The organism is Pseudonocardia petroleophila, from assembly GCF_014235185.1.
Taxonomy (GTDB): domain Bacteria; phylum Actinomycetota; class Actinomycetes; order Mycobacteriales; family Pseudonocardiaceae; genus Pseudonocardia; species Pseudonocardia petroleophila.
Genome location: NZ_CP060131.1, coordinates 2,933,016 through 2,954,074 on the forward strand (window position 1 = coordinate 2,933,016; position 21,059 = coordinate 2,954,074).

The 21,059-nt window shown below is 76.2% G+C and carries 17 protein-coding genes; 11 read left to right on the forward strand and 6 right to left on the reverse strand.

Annotated elements, in window-relative coordinates; translation table 11 throughout:
* The first annotated feature begins 324 nt into the window (after positions 1–324).
* From H6H00_RS14765 to H6H00_RS14775, 3 genes are read left to right on the forward strand one after another with little or no spacing between them, the layout of a single operon-like run.
* Entirely contained in the window at positions 325–1,026 is a 702-nt protein-coding gene (locus tag H6H00_RS14765; protein ID WP_185721813.1) for a lysophospholipid acyltransferase family protein, read from the forward strand.
* Positions 1,023–2,033 (forward strand): NAD(P)H-dependent glycerol-3-phosphate dehydrogenase, encoded by a 1,011-nt coding sequence (locus tag H6H00_RS14770; protein ID WP_255425757.1) that lies wholly within the window; start codon positions 1,023–1,025, stop codon positions 2,031–2,033. The genes H6H00_RS14765 and H6H00_RS14770 overlap by 4 nt, the downstream gene beginning before the upstream one ends.
* A gap of 20 nt (positions 2,034–2,053) precedes the next feature.
* Positions 2,054–3,154, forward strand: coding sequence for a cystathionine gamma-lyase (locus tag H6H00_RS14775; RefSeq protein WP_185721814.1), 1,101 nt, complete (start codon positions 2,054–2,056; stop codon positions 3,152–3,154).
* A gap of 132 nt (positions 3,155–3,286) precedes the next feature.
* On the opposite strand, the gene H6H00_RS14780 is transcribed toward H6H00_RS14775, so the two are convergent.
* On the reverse strand, positions 3,287–4,606 hold the full coding sequence (locus tag H6H00_RS14780) for an HNH endonuclease signature motif containing protein (RefSeq protein ID WP_185721815.1): 1,320 nt from the start codon (positions 4,604–4,606) through the stop codon (positions 3,287–3,289).
* Positions 4,607–5,533: 927 nt separating this feature from the next.
* Between H6H00_RS14780 and wecB the strand changes: the two genes are divergently transcribed.
* From wecB to H6H00_RS14820, 8 genes are all read left to right on the forward strand, one after another.
* The gene (gene wecB / locus H6H00_RS14785) at positions 5,534–6,712 is read left to right on the forward strand and encodes a non-hydrolyzing UDP-N-acetylglucosamine 2-epimerase (RefSeq protein ID WP_185721816.1); all 1,179 of its coding nucleotides are present in this window, start codon (positions 5,534–5,536) and stop codon (positions 6,710–6,712) included.
* Positions 6,713–6,846: 134 nt separating this feature from the next.
* Positions 6,847–7,815: a DUF4397 domain-containing protein gene (locus tag H6H00_RS14790; protein WP_185721817.1), complete on the forward strand. Its 969-nt coding sequence runs from the start codon at positions 6,847–6,849 to the stop codon at positions 7,813–7,815.
* A 3-nt stretch (positions 7,816–7,818) separates the two neighbouring features.
* Positions 7,819–8,484: a class F sortase gene (locus H6H00_RS14795; RefSeq protein WP_255425758.1), complete on the forward strand. Its 666-nt coding sequence runs from the start codon at positions 7,819–7,821 to the stop codon at positions 8,482–8,484.
* 124 nt (positions 8,485–8,608) lie between these two features.
* On the forward strand, positions 8,609–9,478 hold the full coding sequence (locus H6H00_RS14800; RefSeq protein ID WP_255425759.1) for a hypothetical protein: 870 nt from the start codon (positions 8,609–8,611) through the stop codon (positions 9,476–9,478).
* A complete protein-coding gene (locus H6H00_RS14805; RefSeq protein WP_185721818.1) occupies positions 9,475–10,428 on the forward strand; it encodes a polysaccharide deacetylase family protein in 954 nt (317 codons plus the stop codon). Before H6H00_RS14800 ends, H6H00_RS14805 begins: the two co-directional genes overlap by 4 nt.
* Positions 10,425–11,699 carry a glycosyltransferase 87 family protein gene (locus H6H00_RS14810; RefSeq protein WP_185721819.1) on the forward strand — a complete coding sequence of 425 codons (1,275 nt, stop codon included), beginning with the start codon at positions 10,425–10,427 and terminating at the stop codon, positions 11,697–11,699. Before H6H00_RS14805 ends, H6H00_RS14810 begins: the two co-directional genes overlap by 4 nt.
* The gene (locus tag H6H00_RS14815; protein ID WP_185721820.1) at positions 11,696–12,787 is read left to right on the forward strand and encodes a cellulase family glycosylhydrolase; all 1,092 of its coding nucleotides are present in this window, start codon (positions 11,696–11,698) and stop codon (positions 12,785–12,787) included. The genes H6H00_RS14810 and H6H00_RS14815 overlap by 4 nt, the downstream gene beginning before the upstream one ends.
* Positions 12,784–13,914, forward strand: coding sequence for a glycosyltransferase family 4 protein (locus H6H00_RS14820; protein WP_185721821.1), 1,131 nt, complete (start codon positions 12,784–12,786; stop codon positions 13,912–13,914). The genes H6H00_RS14815 and H6H00_RS14820 overlap by 4 nt, the downstream gene beginning before the upstream one ends.
* An 18-nt stretch (positions 13,915–13,932) precedes the next feature.
* Here the strand turns inward: H6H00_RS14820 and H6H00_RS14825 are convergent, their stop codons facing one another.
* Genes H6H00_RS14825 through H6H00_RS14845 form a run of 5 tightly spaced genes read right to left on the reverse strand, consistent with a single transcriptional unit; the run spans position 13,933 to position 21,058 of the window.
* Complete coding sequence (locus H6H00_RS14825; protein WP_185721822.1) at positions 13,933–15,168, reverse strand: lipopolysaccharide biosynthesis protein; 1,236 nt, start codon at positions 15,166–15,168, stop codon at positions 13,933–13,935.
* Positions 15,165–16,643, reverse strand: coding sequence for a hypothetical protein (locus H6H00_RS14830; RefSeq protein WP_185721823.1), 1,479 nt, complete (start codon positions 16,641–16,643; stop codon positions 15,165–15,167). The genes H6H00_RS14825 and H6H00_RS14830 overlap by 4 nt, the downstream gene beginning before the upstream one ends.
* A 10-nt stretch (positions 16,644–16,653) precedes the next feature.
* The gene (locus tag H6H00_RS14835; protein WP_185721824.1) at positions 16,654–17,703 is read right to left on the reverse strand and encodes a YveK family protein; all 1,050 of its coding nucleotides are present in this window, start codon (positions 17,701–17,703) and stop codon (positions 16,654–16,656) included.
* Complete coding sequence (locus H6H00_RS14840) at positions 17,700–18,815, reverse strand: glycosyltransferase family 4 protein (RefSeq protein ID WP_185721825.1); 1,116 nt, start codon at positions 18,813–18,815, stop codon at positions 17,700–17,702. Before H6H00_RS14840 ends, H6H00_RS14835 begins: the two co-directional genes overlap by 4 nt.
* Positions 18,812–21,058: a glycosyltransferase gene (locus tag H6H00_RS14845; protein WP_185721826.1), complete on the reverse strand. Its 2,247-nt coding sequence runs from the start codon at positions 21,056–21,058 to the stop codon at positions 18,812–18,814. Before H6H00_RS14845 ends, H6H00_RS14840 begins: the two co-directional genes overlap by 4 nt.
* Position 21,059: the final 1 nt, after the last annotated feature.

Genomic DNA, 21,059 nt, shown 5'->3' on the forward strand with positions numbered 1-21,059 from the left:
GGGGACCAGCGGGGCGTCGACGGGGGCGGGCGCGGGGTTCTCCACGAGCCGCAGCGTCGGGACCATCGGCACGGATCCGTGCAGGTCGGAATGCCCGTTCAGGTGGTGCACCGTGGCGGTCTGCATAGCGGCCGTCATCACTGTCCTTCGTCCTAGCCGGGTACTGCCGTACAACGTCCTCACCTCTCATGACGCCTCGTCCCGGGGGAGGTTGCGTGGCCCCGCGAAAAAGATCGCCACGATCGGGGCCAGGTGGACCGCCGGGCCGGTCAACGGGGACACTTCGGCCAGGATCGACCGAGTGCGTCGTGAGGAGGACCCCGGGTGAGGCGTGAGAAGCGCGGCTTCTGGATCGCGTTCTGCGCGGTCTTCTTCTACCCGATCGGCTGGCTGACCGGCCGGGGCCGGTACGAGGGCCGGGAGCACATCCCCGCCACCGGCGGCGCCCTGATCGTGGCCAACCACATCTCGCACCTCGACCCGATCTTCTCCGGGTTGATCGTCGAGCGCTCCGGGCGGGTGCCGCGGTTCCTGGCCAAGCACAGCCTGTGGAGCACGCCGGTGCTCGGCCGGGCGCTGGCCGGCAGCGGCCAGATCCCGGTCTACCGCGAGTCGGCCGACGCCCAGCAGAGCCTGCGCGACGGCACCGCAGCACTGCGCGAGGGCAAGATCGTGATCATCTACCCGGAGGGCACCATCACCAGGGACCCGGACACCTGGCCGATGCACGCCCGCACCGGCGTGGCCCGCCTCGCGCTGACGTCGGACGTGCCGGTGGTGCCGATGGTCCACTGGGGCACCCATCGCGTGCTCGACGGTTACAACAAGAAGTTCCGGCCGCTGCCCCGCGGGCCGATCACGGTGCGCTGCGGCGAGCCCGTGGACCTCACCGCGTACCGCGGGCGGCCGGTCGACGCCGCCCTGCTCCGCGAGGTCACCGACCTGCTGATGGTGCGGGTCCGCGACCTGCTCGCCGAGGTGCGCGGGGAGCCCGCACCGACCACCTTCTTCAAGCGGGCCTCGTGAGCCCCGAGGTGCGCCGGGTCGCCGTGCTCGGGGCCGGGTCGTGGGGCACCGCGTTCGCGAAGGTCCTGGCCGACGCCGGGCGCGAGGTGTCGCTGTGGGCCCGCCGCCCGGAGGTGGCCGCCGCCGTCAACGAGCGGCACGTCAACCCCGACTACCTGCCCGGCGTCGAGCTGCCGGGGCTGCTCACGGCCACCACGAACGCCGCCACCGCCCTGGACGGCGTCGACGCGGTGGTGCTCGCGGTGCCGTCGCAGACGCTGCGCGCCAACCTCGGCGGCTGGCGGGAGCTGCTCCCGAGGGGGGTCACGCTCGTCAGCCTGGCGAAGGGCGTCGAGCTGGGCACGCTCAAGCGCATGAGCGAGGTGGTGGTGGAGGTCGCGGGCGTCACGCCCGACCAGGTCGCCGTGGTGTCCGGGCCGAACCTGGCCCGCGAGATCGCCGCGGAGGAGCCCACCGCCACGGTGATCGCCTGCTCCGACCACGACCGCGCCGTCGCCCTGCAGCACGCCTGCACCACCGGGTACTTCCGCTCCTACACCAACACCGACGTCGTGGGGTGTGAGCTGGGCGGGGCGGGCAAGAACGTGATCGCGCTGGCCACCGGCATGGCCGCGGGCATGGGGTTCGGCGACAACACGCGCGCGTCGCTGATCACCCGCGGGCTGGCCGAGATCGCCCGGCTCGGCGGCGCCCTCGGGGCCGACCCGATGACGTTCGCGGGGCTCGCCGGGCTGGGTGACCTGGTCGCGACCTGCTCCTCCCCGCTCTCGCGCAACCGCACGTTCGGGGAAAGGCTGGGGCGCGGGGAGTCGCTCGCGCAGGCCGAGGAAGCCAACCACGGGCAGGTCGCGGAGGGCGTGAAGTCGTGCTCCTCGATCTGCGAGCTGGGGGCGCGGCACGGGGTGGAGCTGCCGATCGCCGACGCCGTGCGCCGCGTGTGCCACGAGGGCCTGTCGGCCGCGGAGATGGGCAAGGAGCTGATCAGCCGGGCGCCGCGGCCGGAGTAGCCGCGCCGTAGGGTGCGGTGGTGAACGGGGACGGGACGCGGTGCGTGCACGGCGGCCACCCGCCCGTCGGGGAGGGGGAGCCGCTGCACCCCGGGCCGGTCCTGTCGTCGACGTTCGACCTCGGCACCGGCGACGTCCTGCCCCCCGACTTCTACGGCCGCGCGGGCAACCCGACGTGGCGGGCGCTGGAGTCGGCGATCGGCGACCTCGACGGCGGCGAGTGCGTGCTCTTCGCGTCCGGGATGGCGGCGGTCGGGGCGGTGCTGCGGCTGCGCGCCGCCGACGGCGCGCTCGTCCTGCCGTCGGACGGCTACTACCTCGCCCGCTCGCTCGCCCGCGCCGAGCTGGCCCCGCTCGGCGTCGAGGTTCGGGAGGTGCCCACCGCCGGTCCGTGGCCGACCCTCGACGGGGCGGCGCTGGTCCTCGTCGAGACGCCGTCGAACCCGGGGCTCGACGTCGCCGACGTCGTCGCCGCGGCGGAGGTCGCCCACGCCGCGGGCGCGCTGCTCGCCGTCGACAACACGACGGCGACGCCGCTCGGGCAGCGCCCGCTCGACCTCGGTGCCGACCTGGTGGTCGCCAGCGACACGAAGGCGCTCGCCGGGCACGGCGACGTCGTGCTCGGCCACGTCAGCACCCGCGACCCCGCCCTCGCCGCCGCCCTGCGCGAGGCGCGCTCGCGCGGCGGCGCCGTCCCGGGACCGATGGAGACCTGGCTGGCCCACCGCGGGCTCGGCACCCTCGACCTGCGGCTGGAGCGCCAGGCCGGCAACGCGCGGGCCGTCGTCGACGCCCTGCTCGCCCACCCCGCCGTCACCGACGTCCGGTGGCCGGGGCACCCGGGCGACCCCGCGCACGCCGTCGCGGCCCGGCAGATGCGCCGGTGGAACGGGGTGCTGCGGTTCACCCTGGCCTCCGAGCGTGCGGTGGCGGAGTTCCTCGGGGCGTCGCGGCTGGTCGGCTCGGCCACCAGCTTCGGCGGACTGCGCAGCACCGCCGACCGTCGCGCCCGCTGGGGCGACGCGGTGGCACCGGGCCTGCTGCGCTTCTCCGCAGGGTGCGAGGACTCGGACGACCTCGTGGCGGACGTGCGCGCGGCGCTGGGCGCGATCACCCTCTGACCCGGGGTCGTGCGCGTCGCGGTCGGGCGTTCGTCCGTGCCGGTCCGCCGGGACGCAGACTCGCCGGTCGGTGGCTCGTCCACAGGTCCGGGCGCGGACCGCGGTGCCCCGACGTTCCGCCGGCGATGCGGCTCACCTCCGTGGGAGCGTGTCGCGTGCCGATCCGCTCGGCTGTCGAGGTGCCGGCCAGCTGATCTTCCGTCTGGGGGTCTGGGTGGGGTCGATCCATCGGGGTGGGACGAACTCCGGTAGCCCGTCGCGGATCCGGACGGTCCAGTCCGAGTGGTGGATCTGGCGGTGGTGCGCTTTGCACAGCATGACCAGGTTGTTGAGCTCCGTGGGTCCTTCGTGCCCCCAGTGGTCGACGTGGTGGACGTCGCACCAGGAGGGTGGTCGGTCGCATCCGGGGTGGGCGCATCCGCGGTCGCGGGCGGTGATGGCTTTGCGGAGTCCGTCGGGGAGGGTGCGCTTCTCGCGGCCGACGTCGAGGGGTTGGCTGTCGCCGTTCATGACGATGGGGATGACGCCGGCGTCGCAGGCCAGGGTGCGGAGGGTGGCGGGGGTGATGGTGCCGCCGAACTCGAGCATCGCCCTGCGTGCTCGGTCCTCGAGGTCTTCGAGTCGGATGGTCACGGTGAGGTGGGGTCGTCGGCCGCCGGTCTCGGGGAGGTCGTCGCTGTGGTCGAGGACGTACCCGCAGACGTCGGCGAGTGCTTCGGCCTGTCGCTGGGCCGCGGTTCGGTCGTCGTCGGCGGTGAGCGGTTTGGCCTTGGCGTCGATGACCGCGGCGATGGCGTCGTAGAGCATGGGGTCTTCGTACCGGCCCTTGATCGACCCACCGGCGCCGCGGCGGTGCCGGGTCAGTCGGAGCTCGTTGACCGGGGGCGGGGTGTCGTCGGGTTCGGGCCCGTCCTGGTCCAGTCGGTCGATCAGCAGGGTGCCGAAGCTGAGCAGTTGTCCGGGCTTGGCCTGCTGGGCGTACTCGGCGAGCTGCGCCTCTGCGCCGGTCCACTCCGCAGTGCTGAGCCGTTCCGCAGCCCGGGTGCCCAGCACACGGTGGATGACCTCCACATGCCGCCACCCGATCACTCCCTCGTCGAGGGCGGCGGCGGTGGCGGGCATCCGGGCCGGGAGCTGTTCCCCGCTGAGGGTGGTGCGGGCGTGGACGTCGGTGGCGGCGGCGGTGAAGGACCGGGCGTGGCGGTGGTCCCAGGACAGCAGGTCTGACACCGCGGCGGCGGTGGAGGGGTAGCCGCGGGACAGGAACGTGCCCCGGTCGTCGAGGACGGCGACGGCTGCGCTGGAGATCGCCTCGACCCGCCGGTGCACGCCTTTGCAGAGGGTCAGTAGGGAGATGAGGTCGTTCTCGGAGGCGTGGGTGGTGGCGGCGGCGAGGTCGTCGAGTGCGGCAGCGAGGTGCTGGTGCGCGTCGCGGAGGGTGTCGCCGGCCATGACCTGATTGTACTAGAACATGCGTTCGATCGTGGGTGGATTGTCGCAGCTCAGGGACCGTTCGGCGCATGGCTGGCCGCTTCGAACGGCGGTCTGTCCGCCATTCTTCAGCGTGGTGCACTGCTGCCGGTCAGATGTGGGTCGTCTGGGGTGAAGTACCGGATGACGTGGTGGGGTGGGCGGCCGTCCCCGACCGACGTGCCCGACCCGGGCTCGGGGGCTCGGCCGGGTCGGGCGAGACGTCCGGTGGTCCCGAACCGCGACCCCCACCGCCCGGATCGACCCCGTGCCCGACCGGTTGGCGTCCTGGCCTGCAGTAGACCGCACCACCTCCAGGACCGGCTGCCGGCCGACTCAGCCTGCCCGGCGCACCTCATCCGCCCGTACTCCGCAGGCGGCACCCGTCGAGGCCTGAGCGGGAACGCCTCGAACCGGGGCAGTGCGTTCCACCCGCCCTTCCCGGCCGAGCAGCGCCACTCGCCGGGCGCCCCCGGCCAACTCGCCGGGCGCCCCCGCAAACTCGCCGGGTAGAGCGGCAGACTCGGCGGGCTGTCGCAGTCGACTCACGGAGCTCCTGCGGCAAACACTGAACTCCTGGAGCCGATCCGCAAGGTGTTCGCGAAGGTCAACGGCGTGAAGCCCGTGCTGTTCAGCTCGCTGCGCGCCTACAGCCAACTTACCGGGCGCCTACAGCCAACTCGCTGGGCTTGCGGCCAACTCGCCGGGCGCCCCCGGCAAACTCGCCGGGCGCCCCCGGCAAACTCGCCGGGCAGAGCGGCAAACTCGCCGGGTGGTTGCGGCAAACTCGCCGGGGGGCGGCGGGGGGTGCGGCTGGACGGGGTAGTGGTCGTCACCCCGGTCGGCGGAAACGTTCGGGGCGGTCGCGGCGACCTGACCAGTGATCGTCCCCGCCACCGGAGGTCCGCCATGCCCGACGCTCCCCGCGTCCACCTCGTGATCGGTACGCGTCCGGAGGCGGTGAAGATGGCGCCGCTGGCCCTCGCCCTGCGGCGGGCCGGGGTGCTGGAGCCGGTGCTCGTCGCCACCGGGCAGCACCCGACGATGGTGGCGCAGGCCCTCGCCGCGTTCGGGCTCGAGCCCGACGTCGTCTGCGCGCTGCACCGGACCACGGGGGAGCAGGCCGAGCTGGTGGCCCAGCTGACCCCCGCACTCGACGCCGTGCTCGCCGCGGGGTCGGCGGCCGTCGTCGTGCAGGGCGACACGACGTCCGCGCTGGTCGGCGGGCTGGTGGCGATGTGGCGACGGGTGCCGGTCGTCCACCTGGAGGCCGGGCTGCGCTCCGGGGACCTGGCGGCGCCGTTCCCCGAGGAGGCCAACCGGCGGCTGCTCGGCGTGTTCGCCGACCTGCACCTCGCCCCGACCGCCCGGGCCGCCGACGCGCTGCGCGCCGAGGCCGCGGCCGTCGGGGCGGGCACCGAGCGGGTGCTGCTGGTGGGCAACACCGTCGTCGACGCCGTGCTGGCGGTGGCCGCGGCCGTGGACGGCACGCCCGTGCCCGCCGAGCTCGCGGCGGTGCACGAGGCCGTCGCCTCGGGGCGGTCGCGCCTGCTGCTGGTCACCGCGCACCGCCGCGAGTCCTGGGGTGCGCCGCTGGACCGCGTGCTCGCCGCCACCCGCCAGGTCGTCGATGACCATCCCGACCTCGTCTGCGTGCTCCCGGCCCACGCCAACCCGGCGGTCCGCGCGCAGGTCGACGCGGCACTCGGCGACCACCCGCGGGTCGTCGTCACCGACCCGCTGCCCTACCCGGAGCTGTGCCGCCTGCTCGCCCGGTCCGCGCTGGTGCTCAGCGACTCCGGCGGCATCCAGGAGGAGGCGCCGTCGTTCGGGGTGCCGGTCGTGGTGCTGCGGGAGGTCACCGAGCGGATGGAGGCCGTCGACGCGGGCTGGGCCCAGCTCGTCGGCACCGACACCGCCCGGATCGTCGCCGCGGCCAAGGGCGTCCTCGCCGGAGACCACGTCCGGCCGGTCACCGGCAACCCCTTCGGCGACGGGCTCGCAGCGCAGCGCAGCGCCGCGGCGATCGCGTGGCTGCTCGGCCTCGGCGACCGGCCGGCCGACTTCGCCGTCCACATCGCACAGTGAGCAATCGGCCCACTACGCTGCGCCGAAAGTCGTAACAGGCCACCGATCCGTGACGATGTCGTGATCGACAAGGGCAAACCGTCACGGTGGGTACGTGCGAACGTCCCGGCAAACCTCGAACGATGGAGAACCACATGGGTCAGCACAGGAGCGCCCTCCGCCGTGCGCGCCGGGCCAGTGGGCTCGCCGGGCTGGTGCTGCTCGGGCTCGCCGCACTCCTCCTCGGCTCGCCCGCCTGGGCGCAGGCCCCGGAGACCGGGCAGGTCCGCCTCGGACACCTCTCGCCGACGACCCCGGCCGTCGACGTCTACCTCACGCCCCCCGGTGAGGCGCCCTCCCGCACGCCGCTGGTGAAGGGTGCGGGCTACGGCGCCGTCACCGGCTACCAGCAGCTCGCGGCCGGGCGCTGGACCGTCGAGATGCGCCCCGCGGGCGCGTCGGCCGACACCGCGGCACCGCTGAGCGCCGCCCTCGAGGTCACGCCGGGCTCGGCGCAGTCGCTGCTGTTCTTCGACACCGGCGCCGGCGGCACCGTGCAGGGCCAGCTGCTCACCGACGACCTCGCCGTCGCCCCGAGCGGCTCCGGCAAGGTGCGGATCATCCAGGGCGCGGAGGGCTCGGCCCCGGTCGAGATGCAGGCCGCGGGCGGTCCCCGGCTGGCCACCGACCTCGCCTACGGCTCGGTCACCGACTACGCCACCGTCGGCGCGCGCGCGTGGGACGTCGCCATCGCCTCCGGTGCGGAGACCCTCCAGGCCACCCTGGACGTCACCGACGGCTCGGTGAGCACCGTCGTCCTCACCCGGGACGAGGCGGGCGCGCTGACCGTCACCCCGCTCGTCGACGTCGCGGGCGGGCTCGCCCCGGCGCTGCCCGGCCTGCCCGAGCTCAGCGGCCCCCCGGTCGCCGCGCCCGGCGAGGAGCAGGCCCCGGCCGAGGCCGAGCCGCAGACCGGCCCGGCGCTGCCGCAGGGCGGCGTGCCCGCGGGCGGCGGGGCCACGGCGGGCGGGCCCGACCCGGCCCCGGTGCTGCTCGGCCTGGCCGGCGCGCTGCTGCTGGTCTTCGGCGTCTCCGGTTCCCCCCTGCGCCTGCGCCGGAACTGACCCGTGAGCGCGCCGACGACCGAGCGGCCCGTCCCGGCGCACCGGGACCCGGGCGAGCAGCAGCCGTCCCGGGCCCCGCTGCGGGCCACGGCGGCTGCCGTGCTGATCTGCGTGCCGCTGCTCGGGCCGTTCGACCTCTTCGGCGCGGCCGAGGAGGAGGCGACGGCGCCCGCGGTGCCGCTGGCGTCGGCGGCCCGGGTCGTGCGGGTCGACCAGCCCGCCCCGGCCGCGCGCCCGACGGGGCTGACGGTCCCGGCCATCGGGCTCGCGGTGCCGGCGCTCGACGACCTCGGCATCGCCGGCGACGGGCGGCTGCAGGCCCCGGAGGACTTTGCGAACGTCGGCTGGTACACCGGCGGCGCCGCTCCCGGTGACCCCGGGCCCGCCGTGCTCGTCGGCCACGTCGACTCCTGGCGCGGCCCCGCGGTGTTCTTCCGCATCCGCGAGCTGACGCCCGGAGCGGAGATCCTCGTCCCGCGGGCCGACGGCAGCACCGTGCGGTTCGTCGTCGACGCCGTCGAGCAGTACCCCAAGGACGGGTTCCCGACCGAGCGCGTCTACGGCCCGACCGCCGACCCCCAGCTCCGGCTCATCACCTGCGGGGGCAGCTTCGACCGGGCCGCGAAGTCCTACCGCGACAACATCGTCGTGTACGCCTCGATGCGCTGAGTAACCGCAGGTCGTAGGGGTGTATGGCCTGCGTCACGCGCGTTAACGGCCGACGCGCGGAACGCGACTGAACGGACGAACGGGTCTGCTCCGACCCGCCCCGCACTGCAGGAGGGACCAGCCCGTGCCGGACGTCTTCGGGGAGGCCGGGGGCTACGTGCTCCTCGTGCTCTCGGCGCTCGCGGCGGCGGTGGGGATCGTCGCCCAGACCGTCGCCGCGCGGCGCACCGAGCAGCGGGACGCGGTCGATCCCGGCATCCTCGTGCGGCTGGCGACCGACCGCGTCTACCTGTTCGGGTTCGGCTCGCAGGTGCTCGCGTTCGGCTGCGCCTTCCTGGCCCGCGCCACGCTGCCGCTCTACATCGTGCAGGCCGGGTCGTCCTCGGCCGTCGGGCTGGCGGCGGTGATCGGGCTGGTGGTGCTCGGCTGGAGGGTCAGCGGGCGCGAGATCGCGGCGCTCGGGGTGCTCGCCGTCGGCCTGCTGCTGCTCGTCGGCGCCGCGGAGTCGTCCGTGGCCGCGCCGATGCCGCCCGAGCTCGGGTTCGGGCTGCTCGGTGCGCTGCTCGCCGTCGTCGCGCTGGCCTTCCCCGCCGCCCGGATCGCCGGAGCACCCGGGGCCGTGGCGATGGGGGCGCTGGCCGGCGTCGCGTTCGCGGTGCTCGCGCTGTGCGGGCGCCCGCTGGCCGCCGGGCCGCTGCTGGAGCTGCCGCTGCAGCCGCTGGCCTGGCTGATGGTCGCGTCCGCGCTGGTCGGGCAGGCGCTGCTCGCCGCCGCGCTGCAGCGCGCGTCCACCACCGTCGCGGCCGCGTCGATGGACGCCACCACCGTCGTCCTCGCCTCGGTGCTGGGCGTCACCGTGCTCGGTGACCAGATCGCCGCGGGCGGCGGCTGGTGGGTCGCCGCGGGGCTGACGCTCGTCGTCGCCGCGGTGGTCGCGATGGCCGTGGTGGGCCGGTCGACCCGGGAGCCGGTCGCGGTGGGGGTGCCGGCATGAGCCGCCCCACGGCCAGCGTCTCCCTGGACCTGGACAACCTCTGGGCCTACCTCAAGACCCACGGCGACCCCGCCTGGGAGGCCCGCCCCAGCTTCCTGCCGACGGCCGTGCCGCGGCTGCTGGAGCTGCTCGGCGAGCACCGGCTGACCACCACGGTCTTCGTCGTCGGTGCCGACGCCGAGCGCGAGGACGGGGCCAAGGCCGTCGCGGAGATCGCCGCGGCCGGACACGAGGTCGCCAACCACAGCTTCGGCCACGAGCCGTGGCTGCACCGCTACACCGCCGAGGCGCTGGAGGCCGAGCTCGCCCGCACCGAGGACGCGATCGTCGCCGCGGGCGCCCCGCGGCCCGTCGGTTTCCGCGGCCCCGGCTACAGCATCACCCCGGAACTGCTCGCCCTGCTGCACCGCCGGGGCTACGTCTACGACGCCACGACGCTGCCCACCTGGATCGGCCCGCTGGCCCGCGCCTACCACTACCGCGGCACGCCGAAGGAGGACCGCGGCGAGCTCTTCGGCCCGTTCTCCGACGTCCGGGCGCCGGTGCACCCCTACCGCTGGGCCGACGCCGGCGACCTCGTCGAGCTGCCGGTCACCACGATGCCGCTGACCCGGCTCCCGATCCACGGCTCCTACCTGCTGCAGCTGCACCAAGCCTCGCCGCGGCTCGCCCGCACCTACCTCGCCACGGCGCTGCGGCTGTGCCGGGTGCGCGGCGTGCAGCCGTCGCTGCTGCTGCACCCCACCGACGTCCTCGACGCCGCGGAGGCCCCCGGCATGGAGTTCTTCCCCGGCATGGCGGTGCCCGGCCGGGAGAAGGCCGAGCTGCTCGGGCACGTGCTCGCGTCGCTGCGGGCCCGGTTCGACGTCGTCGGCACGGGGGAGCACGTGGCCCGGCTGCGGGCGGCCGGGATCGGGCGCACGCGGGCGACCGCGGCGGTGGCCCGGTGACCCGGTCCCGGGTCCTCGCCACCGTCCTGGTGGTCGCCGCCGCCCTGCTCACCGCCCGCTACGTCGCCGTCACCTGGCTGGGCCGGATGGACGTCGACGCGGTCCTGCCGTACCCGACCCTGCTGCTCAGCGACTTCCGCGACGCGGTGTGGCTGCCCACCGGCGACCTGCTCGCCGGTCACGACCCCTACATCGACGCCGACTTCCTCGCCCGGCACCCCGGGACGCAGGGCTACAGCCCCTACACCCCGTCGCACCTGCTGCTCGCGCTCGGCTTCGGGGCCCTGAGCTGGGAGACCGGCACGCTCGCCTGGTCGGTCCTCGGCGGGCTCGCGCTCGCCGCGATGGGCGCCTGGACCGGGTTCGCCGTGCTGCGCCACGCGCGTCCCTCCGCCTCGCGGACGGCCGGGGTCGCCGCTGCGGCCGCGGGCGTGCTCGCGGTGTGGGTCTGGCGGCCCACCTCGATCGCGCTGGGGCTCGGCCAGCCGAGCGCCGTCTGGGGCCCGGCCGCCGCCGTCGCCGCGGCCGCCACCGTCACCGCCGTCGGGATCTCACCGGCCGGTCGGGCGGTGCTGTCGGCGCTCGCGTTCGCGAAGCCGCAGACCGGGATCCAGCTGGCCGTCGCGGCGATCGCCGCGCGGCAGTACCGAGCGCTGCTGTGGGGCGTCGGGATCACCGCCGTCCTCAGCCTCGGCGTCGCCACCTGGATCGCCGGGGGCTCCGTCGTCGCGTGGGTGCTGGCGCTGCCCGCCGCCGTCGCGGGCCGGCACTCGCGCTACGACCAGCGCTACACCACCGGGAACCCGTGGATCGACGTCATGTCCACCGCGCACCGGCTCGGCCTGCCCGACGTCGCCGGGCCGCTGCTGGCGGTGCTCGTGCTCGGCGCCGGGCTGGCCGCGGCGCTGGCGCTGCGGGCCCGCGGCCGCGCCGGGCTGGGGGCCACCACCGCGATGGTCACCGGCCTGCTGGTCGTGCCGCACTGCGGCTACGACGTGCTGCTCCTGTTCCCCGTGCTGATGCTCACCGTCGTCGAGGTGCTCCGGGAGCGGCGCGGCCCGGTCCGCACCGCCGCGCTGGCCGCGCTCGTCCCGCTGGTGCTGAGCGGCCTGCTGCCCGGGTTCCGGCTGCCGCTGGTCCCCGGTGGGCTCGAGCCCGCGCTCGGGCAGGCCGTCCTGCTGCTGGTCGCGCTGGCCGTGCTGCTCGGGACGGCGGTGCTGGCCCGCCGTCCCGCCCCCGCCGAGCCGGTGCTGGTCGGCTCCGCCACGTGAGCACGCGGACCCGGTGGGGCGTCGGGGCGACGGCTCTCGTGGCGGTCGTCGCCCTGTTCGCGATCACCGCCGCCCGGGTGCAGGACCCCAACCCGGAGCCGGCGGTCATGGCGCTCGAACGCGGTGAGCGGCAGGAGTCGCTGCAGCTCGGCGTCACCGTGTTCAGCATGTGGCGGGACTGGGAGTTCCTCGACGAGCTGCTCGACCGCGCCCGCGACTCCGGCTCGCCGTGGCTGCGCGTCGACATGGGGTGGTGCACGCTCGAGGAGCGCGGACGCGGGGTGGTCTCCGAGTGGTACCAGAGCCGCCTCGACGCGACCGTCGCCGGCGCCGCGGCGCGCGGGCTGCAGCTGCTGGTCGCCGTCGGCTGCACCCCGACGTGGGCGGGCGGCACCAGCTACGACAGCCTCCCCCCGGACCCGTCGGAGTACGAGCGCGTCACCCGCTACCTGGCCGAGCGCTACCGCGGGCAGGTCGCCGCCTGGGAGATCTGGAACGAGCCGGACTGCATCGGCGGCTGCCCGGACGGGTCGCCGGAGGAGTTCGTGCCGACGCTGCAGGCCGGGTACCGCGGGATCAAGGCGGGCGACCCGGACGCCACGGTGGTCAGCGGCGGGATCAGCGGCACCAACGCCGACTGGATCGCCCGCATGTACGCGGCCGGGGCCCGGGGCTACTTCGACGCCCTCGCCGTGCACCCGTACCAGAACCCGGCCGACGCGCCTCCCGACGCGCCCCCGACCGAGCGGATCTACCGGCTGACCTCGCTGCCGTCGGTGCGGCACGTCATGGTCGAGAACGGCGACGCCGACGTGCCGATCTGGTTCACCGAGTTCGGCTGGACCACCGCCGACTCCGGCGACCGCCCCGGGGTCGACGAGCCCACGCAGGCCGCCTACCTGCGCCAGGCCGTGGAGCAGGTGCAGCGCGACAACCCCTACGTCACCCACGCGTTCTGGTTCACGATGCGCGACCGCGACGACTGGACGCCGTACGAGAACGAGTTCGGGCTGCTGCACGTCGACGGCAGCGAGAAGCCCGCCTACGGCGCCCTGGGCGAGGCCAACGCCTGGCTGGAGGAGCAGTGAGGCCGGTCCGCGCCCTGCTGGTCAACGAGAACATCGGCGGGCACGCCACCGTGCACCACCACCTGCGGGAGGTCGCCGCGCAGCGCGCGGACGTCGCGGTGCAGGTGGTCGACGTGCCGCCGCCCGGCTTCTGGCGCAAGGTCGCGGCGGCCCCGGTGCCCGGCCTGTCCCGCGTCGACGCCGACCTGCGCGCCCCGCGCTACCAGCTCGCGCAGTCGGCCTGGGTGGCCCGCCGGATGCCGGCCTGGCTCGACGCCGGGTTCGACGTCGTGCACTTCTACACCCACAACACCGCCCTGGTCGGGTCGGCCCGCGCGCACCTGCCCTACGTCGTCACGATCGACTCGACGAACGCGCAGAGCAACCTCATGCACCCGGCCCGCGAGCCCACGCGCTTCTCCCCGCTCTCGACGCGCGCGGTGCGGCCCTTCGAGCGCGCCGTCTACGCCGGCGCGCACCGGGTGGTGGCCAACAGCGACTGGTGCGCGCGGTCGGTCGTCGACGACTACGGGATCGACCCGGCGCGGGTCGAGACGCTGCCGATGGGCGTCCCGGTGCCCCCGGCGGTCACCGCGACCCGCCGTGGCGGCCTGCCGCGCCTGCTGTTCGTCGGGCGGTCCCTGGAGCGCAAGGGCGGCAACGACCTCCTCGACGTGCACCGCCGGTGGCTGGCCGACCGCTGCGAGCTCGTCCTCGTCACCACCGACGCGGTGGCCCCCGCCCGCAACGTCACCGTCGTCGACGACATCCGTCCCGGCGACGGGCGGATCGGCCCGCTGATCGCGGGCTGCGACCTGTTCGCCCTGCCCAGCCGGCTCGACCAGTGGCCCAACGCGGTGATGGAGGCCATGTCCTACGGGGTGCCGCCGGTGGTCAGCCGGGTCGGCGGGATGCCGGAGATGGTGCAGCACGGCCGCGCCGGGGTGGTGCTGCCCGACGGGTCGCCCGAGGCGCTGCGCGACGCGCTGCTCGCCCTGCTCGACGACCCGGTGCGCCGCCGCGCGATGGGGGCCCGCGCGCGCCGGCACGTCGAGACCGAGCTGGACGTGCGGCGCACCGCCAACCGCCTGCTCGACATCGTCCGCGACGCCGCCCGCCCGCGCCCCGCGCTGCGCCGGGTGGCCTGACCCGGCGCTGCCGACCCGTCAGGGGCGGGCGGGGCCGAGGACGTCGCGCACGCCGGTCAGCAGGACCACGGCCAGCACCACCGCGCCGGCCGCCGTGCCGAGCACGGCGGACAGGGCGTCGGGCCGCCAGGCCACGAGCGCCGCGCTCACCGCGGTGCCGGTGACGGCGGCGGAGCCGGACGCCACGGCGAGCCGCCGCACCCGGCGGCGGGCCAGCAGCAGCGTCCAGCACACGTAGGAGACGAGGATGGGCACGGCGCACGCCGCGATCACCTGGACCGCGGGCACCACGCCCGCCCAGCGCTCGCCGAAGGGCACGACGGTGATCGGCCGCGCCGCCAGCACCCCGGCGACGGCGACGACGAGCCCGACCGCGGCCGCGAGGCCGAGGTAGCGGCGCCCCTCGCGGCGGAACGCGTCCGGGTCGCCCGCCAGCGCCGACATGCCGGGCACCAGCCCGAACCCGACCGTGTGCGCGATGGTGATGCCCGCGTCGAGGAACCGGGAGGCGACGACGTACGCGGCGAGCGCGCCGATCGTGCCGACCGCACCGACGACGATCGTGCCCTGCCGCCACAGCAGCACCAGCCCGATCCCGCCCAGTGCGAGCCACAGGCTCTGCCCGAGCAGCGCGCGGCTGCGCACCGCGCCGCGGCTCGGGCGCAGCAGCGCCACCATGACCAGCAGCAGCGCCAGCTCCTTGAGGGCGACGACCACCAGCAGCAGGGTCGCGTCGCCCCCGGTGGTGACGACGAGGACGCCGCCGCCGACCAGCAGGAACGCCGACCCCACCTGCAGCGCGCCCTCGAGCAGCACCCGGCCCGTGGCCCGCAGCATCTCCGCCCACAGGTTGACGTAGCCGCCCGCGACGACGAACGCGACGGTCAGGGCCAGCGCCGACGGCGGTACGGCGTCGGGGCCGAGGAAGACCGTGAGCCCGACCGTGACCAGGCACGCGGCCGCGACGGACACCGTCTGTGGCCCCAGCGCCGCCCACAGCGCGGGCGCGGCGGGCAGCCGGCCCGCGGCCACCTCCCGTCCGGCGACGGCGGCGACGCCGAGGTCGGTGAGCGTGGCGACGAGGGTGGCGGTGCCGAGCAGGTAGCCGTAGACGGCGACGGTGTCGGGCGCCGCCTGCCGGGCCAGCAGCACGACGAGCACGATCCCGACCAGCCGGCCGATGATCCGCGAGCCGATGGCGGCGGCCAGCCCGAGGCGGGCGAGGCGGCCCCCGTCGTGGGCGACGGCGGTCACGACGCGTCCGCCGCGGTCCGCGGGGTGGACGCGGCGAGCAGCAGCCCGAGCAGGTAGAGCGTCAGGAAGCCGGTGGTGTAGCTGGCCACCGACGACCGGCCGATCCAGTCGACCATCGACACCGCGAGCACGCCGAGCCCGGCCCAGGCCGCGCCGGACGAGCCGTCGCGGCAGCGCCGGACGAGCACCGCGCCGAGCCCGAGGAACGCGCCGACGAACGCGACGCTCCCGGTGATCCCGACGTCGGACTGGACCTGCGCGTACGCCGAGTCCAGGAACGCGGAGTCGCCCGCGAACGAGGCGGGGGGCGCGGACGTCGGGTCGTAGGCGGGGGCGGCGGAGACCAGCTCCGCCTCCCGGGTGGACCCGATGCCGCGGGCCCCCACCCCGTTGCCGACCAGGAACGACTCCGGCCCCTGCACGGCCTGCGCCCAGGCCGTCGACCGGCCGTTGAGGGTGAGCAGCAGCGGCTCCTCCGGGGCACCCGGCCGCACCGCGGTGCTGGTGCCCGACAGCAGGACGATGCCCGCGACGGCGGCGAGCACGCCGAGCACGGTGGCCTGCTTCCACCACCCCCGGCGCACGGCCCAGATCACCAGCAGCACCCCGACCTGGATCATCGCGGTGCGCACCGAGGTGGCCCCGAGCACCGCCACCGACGCGACGACCAGCACGACGGCCTGCCGCCGCGAGGCCACGAACAGAGCCAGCGCCAGGCCGAGCACCGCCAGAGCGGCGAGCTGGAACGGGTCCTCGAACGTGCCGGAGGTGCGCAGGCCGCCGTCGGTGGTCATCCGGACCTGCGCGCCGTAGCGGTAGCCCCAGCCGAACACGAGCGCGTCGGCACCCGCCCACTGCTGCACCCAGGCGAACGCGGCCTGCAGGGGCAGCAGCACCGTCATGGCCGTCACCAGGTGGGCCGTCGTGCGCTCGGGTGCCGCGCAGAGCAGCCCGATCGCCAGCAGCGCCAGCACCTCCAGGAGCAGGCGGGTCCCGAACAGCCAGCCGGTGCCGTGCCCGCCCGCGGGGTTGAGCAGGTAGAGGCCGACGACGATCCCGAGCGCGGCGAGGGGTCCGGCCAGCGGCCGCAGGCGCGCCAGCACCGGCCGGTGCGCCACGACGTGGGCGACCACCAGCGCCAGCAGCAGCGCGACGTAGGCGTCCTTGGCGACGCCGAGGGTGTCGGACAGGCGCAGCCGCAGCTCGGCCGAGGTCGCGAACAGGAACAGCGCGCCCCACGGGGCCAGCCACGGCCTGCGCAGCAGCAGCACCGCCGACCCGGCCGCCAGGGCCAGCACGACGGCGAACAGCGCCGCCAGCAGCGGGCCGTCGGCGGGCACCGCGACGATCAGCAGCCCGGCCACGGCCGCGACCGGCAGCCCGATCGCGGCCGTCAGGACCGCGGGGGTGGCCCAGCGCGCGGAGCCCGACGGCCGGCGCACCGGGGCCCCGCCGCGCGGGGCCGTCGTGGTCATCCCCGGCCGTTCATGCCGTGACGACGACGGCGTCGACGGCCCGCCACGGCGACAGCAGCGCCACGGCGTCGGAGACGTCCTGGCGCAGGGTCCCCTCCGGCACGACGAGGACGAGCGCGGCGACGTCGGCCCGGCGCGGTTTCGCGGCGAGCACGGCGCCGGTGGGCTCGGCGACGAGCTGGACCCGGTCGGTGTCGTCGCTGCGCTGCCGGATCCACTCCACGAGCTGCAGCCCGGCCTTCTCGGCGTCGGCGGTGACCGGGGCGACCATCAGCGCGCCCTTGGGGTTGACCTCCAGCAGCCGGGCGATCAGCCGCGCGGTCTCCGGCTCCCCGCCGGGGCCGAAGCCGACCGCGGGGAGGGCGAGCAGGCGCTGCGCGTCGCGGGCCCCGGTGACGCTCGGGCGCAGCAGCGTCATCGCGAGGATGACCAGCGCGCCGATCGCGAGGCCGACGACGCCGAGCGCCACCGGCGTCTGGGTGCTGGGCACGAGCTGCTCGGGCTGGCTGGTCCGGTACACCTGGATCGGCTGCAGCGTCCACGTCAGCAGCTGGGTGCGGAGCCGGATGTCCGGGTCGCCCTCGCCGGTCTGGGTGGAGACGAGCCCGTCCGCCGCCGCCGTGAGGTTCTCGCGCATGACCTGGGCGAACGCCGTCGCGACCGCCTCGGAGGTGCGCACCGCGGTCTGCTCGTCGCGGCCGGTCGCGGTGATCGTGACGAAGTGCGAGGTGGGCACCGGCACCGCGGTGACGCGCTCCGCCAGCTCGGTCCAGCCGCCCGGCTCGTCGAGCGCCTCGGCGGCGCGGGACAGCACTGTCTGCGACACCGCGACGACCGCGGCGTCGGCCTGGTCCTCGGTCTCCACCGGCGTCGGCTGGCCGGTGAGCAGCAGCGACTCCACCGACCACGTCCGGATCAGGGCGTCGGTGCTCGCCTGCCACTGCGGGGTGCGCACCAGCTCGACGACGATGCCGGCGCCGACCCCCAGCACGAGGAGCACCGCCAGCAGGATCGCGGCGGTGCGGGACGTGGCGCCGTGCAGGCGCCGCAGAACGGTCACGACGACGAGCTCCTCAGATCGGTCGGGGCGGGGACGGGCAGCGGCCCGGCGACCTCGTCGAGCAGGTCGGCGACCCGCTCGGCCCACGCGTCGAGCGGGAAGACCCGCCGGACGCGCTCGAAGCCCGCGGCACCCCACGGCGCGGGCTCGTCGAGGCCGTCGGCCAGCGCGGCGGCCAGTGCGCGCGGGTCGTGCGGCGGGACCAGGCGTCCGGTGACGCCGTCGTCCACCAGCTCGGGGAGGCCGCCGACGTCGGTGGAGACCACGCCCCGACCTGCCGCCATCGCCTCGAGCACGGCGTAAGGAAAGCACTCGACCGCGTAGGAGGCGAGCACCAGGAGGTGCGAGCGGCGCAGCAGGGCGTCGACGTCGGAGCGCACGCCCAGGAACTCGACGCCCGGGAGCCCCGACGCCCGGGCCTGCAGCGCCGCGCGGCACGGCCCGTCACCGGCCAGCAGCAGCCGGGCGCCGGGGTGCCGGGCGAGCACGGCGGGCCAGGCGTCGAGGACGAGGGCGTGGTCCTTGTCGGCGCGCATCGCGGCGGCCATCAGCACCGTCGGCGGCCCGCCGGGCAGCGGTGCGGGCCCGGTCGGCACCGGGACGGCGTTGGGCACGACGGAGATGCGGTCGGCCGGCAGGTGCAGCTCGTCGGTGAGGTAGCGGACCTGGGTGTGGCAGACCGCGCCGTAGCGGGTGACCGCGCCGCCGGTGGCGCGCTCGAACAGGCGCTCCCGCAGGCCGCGGTGGCCGATGTGGCCGTAGGTGTGCTTCCAGGCGAGGTAGGGCAGCGGCCGGCCGCGCAGCGCGAGCCGGACCGCCACCTCGACGAGGATCTGGTGCCCGGTGACCAGCGCGGGACGGACCCGGCCGACCGTCGCGCGGACGGCGGCCGCCGCGGCGGGCAGCTTCGCGCGCCCGCCGGGCAGGGCCACGACCTCGACGGCGATGCCCGCCGCGTCGAGCTCGGCGCGCAGCGGGCCGTCGCCGAACGCGAGCACGTGCGGCGTCCACCGGGCCGGGTCCACGGCCGAGGCGATCCAGACCCCGTGCCGCTCGGCGCCGCCGCTGGACAGCGACGGCATGACGATGAGCACGGTGCGCGGCGCGCTCACCGGCGCCACCGCCGCGCGAGGCCCTGCAGCGCCCCCGCGACCTTGCCGAGGTCCTTGGTGGCCAGCGCGACCGGCAGCAGCGCGACCGCGGCGGGCCCGGCCCCGGCGCGCACGGCGCGCACCACGGGCAGCGACAGGTACGCGGCGCCGCCTGCGGCCACCAGCCTGCGCCCCGCGGGGGAGGCCAGCAGCGCGGGGGCGACGAGGTAGGCGAGCCCGCGTGCGCCGTCGCGGACCAGCAGGCGGCGGTCACCGCCGTCGGTGCTGGCCCGGCCGTAGCCGCGGTACATCCGCCAGGTCGCGGCCAGCCCGTCGCGCTGGGTCCAGCCGACGACCGCGTCGGTCGTGGTCAGGCACTCGCCGTCGCGCGCCACCGCCAGCCCGAAGCCGACGTCCTCGCCGGTCGCGAGGTGCTCGGGGAACCCGCCCGCCCGTTCCCAGGCGGCCCGGGTGAAGGCGACGCAGCGGCCCACGGCGAAGCGGGGGTCGAAACCGGTGCCGAAGACGCGGGTGTAGAGCCGCACCAGCAGGTCGGGCCGGCGGACCTCGCCCGGCTGCGGGTAGCAGGCCAGCGACTGCGCCCGCTCCAGCGGGGTGCGGGCGAGCACCTCGTAGACCCCGGACACCAGCGCGGGCGGGCGCGGGCCGGCGAACGCGCGGCGGAAGCCGTCGACGAAGCCGGGTGCGGGCGTGCAGCCTGCGTCGGTGCAGACCAGCACGTCGTGCCGGGCGGAGCGGATGCCGTGGTTGCGCCCGGCCGAGATGCCCGCGCCGGGCACCGTCTCCACCCGCAGCGCGGGGTGGCGGGGCAGCGCGTCGAGGCTCCCGTCGGTGGACCCGCCGTCGACGACCACGATCTCGTCGCCGTCGGAGAGCTGCCCGAGCAGGGTGTCGACCAGGACGGCGAGCGCGGGCCCCTCGTCCAGGATGGTCATGACGACGCTGACCGGCGGGCCGCCGGTGGTGCCCGCGCCGGGGCGGCGGGCGAGGACGTCGGGGGAGACGCCGGGGCGCTGCACGGGGACCCCGAGGACGGACAGCGCCGCGGCCCGCGGGCCGTCGGCCTGCGCCAGGTCGGTGTCGCGCAGCGCGCCTGCGGCGAGCAGGCGCAGCAGGCCACGCTCGACCGGTCGGACGCGCAACGGCGGGGCCGGGCGGCGGTCGGGGCCTGCCGCGCCCGTGATGATCCCGTCCCAGGTCTTGAGGGTGGTGCGCAGGTCGCCCACGGCGACGATCTGCTCGCGCGCGGCCCGGCCGGACGCCGCGGCACCCTCCGGGTCCCGCAGCAGGCCGACGAGCGCGTCGGCCATGCCGGTGACGTCGCCGACGGGCAGGACCGTGCCGGTCGCGCCGAAGGTCGCGCGCACGCCGTCGACGTCGAACGCGACGACGGGACGGCCCGCGGCCATCGCCTCGAGCGACGCGAGCGGGGTGGAGTCCCAGCGCGAGGGCATCGCGACGGCGTCGGCGGCGGCGAGCCAGGTGTCGACGTCGGACCGGTCCCCGGCGAACTGCACGCCCGGCGTGGCCGCCGCCTCCAGGGCGGGGCGCTCCGGGCCGTCGCCGACGAGGACGAGCCGCGCGGCCGGCACCGCGGCGCGCACGGCCGGCCAGGCGGCGAGCAGCAGGTCCTGGCCCTTCTGCTCGGCGAGGCGGCCCACGCACACCACGGTCGGGGCGTCGGGCAGCCCGAGCTCGGCCCGCGCGGGCCCGCTGGGCCGGGGGACCCGCTTCTCGGTGTCGACCCCGTTCGGCACGACCTCCATCGCGCAGCCGACGCCGACGGCGGCACCGCGGTCGGCCTCGTCGCGGCTCACGCACACCGCGACGTCGGTCCAGCGCCCGGCCAGCACCTCCCAGGCCGTCGACAGGGTCCGCACCGCGCCGCGCACGGCCTCGAACGACCAGGCGTGCGGCACGTAGACGGTCGGGCGCGCACCGCGCAGCGCCAGCCGCCCGGCCAGCCCGGCCTTGGCCGAGTGGAGCACGACCACGTCGGGGTCGACGTCGGCGATGATCCGGGCGATCCGGCGGGTCTCGTCGGCCACCGCGGGGCCCGGCGAGCGCACCGCGGCCCAGGCGTGGTGCACGGCCCCGGCCGCCCGGACCCGCTCCGCGAGGCCGGCGCCCCCCGGGCACGCCACGTGGACGTCGTGGCCGCGTTCGTGCTGGTCGGCGGCCAGCGCCGCCACCACGTTCGCGACTCCGGCCACCACCGGCTGGCTCACATGCAGAACCCGCACG

What these genes read in the sequence shown, in the direction of transcription:
- H6H00_RS14790 (WP_185721817.1), top strand. Translation starts at nt 6,847, where the DNA reads ATGGGTCAGCACAGGAGCGCCCTCCGCCGTGCGCGCCGGGCCAGTGGG.
- H6H00_RS14830 (WP_185721823.1), bottom strand. Translation starts at nt 16,643, where the DNA reads ATGACCACGACGGCCCCGCGCGGCGGGGCCCCGGTGCGCCGGCCGTCG.
- H6H00_RS14805 (WP_185721818.1), top strand. Translation starts at nt 9,475, where the DNA reads ATGAGCCGCCCCACGGCCAGCGTCTCCCTGGACCTGGACAACCTCTGG.
- wecB (WP_185721816.1), top strand. Translation starts at nt 5,534, where the DNA reads ATGCCCGACGCTCCCCGCGTCCACCTCGTGATCGGTACGCGTCCGGAG.
- H6H00_RS14780 (WP_185721815.1), bottom strand. Translation starts at nt 4,606, where the DNA reads ATGGCCGGCGACACCCTCCGCGACGCGCACCAGCACCTCGCTGCCGCA.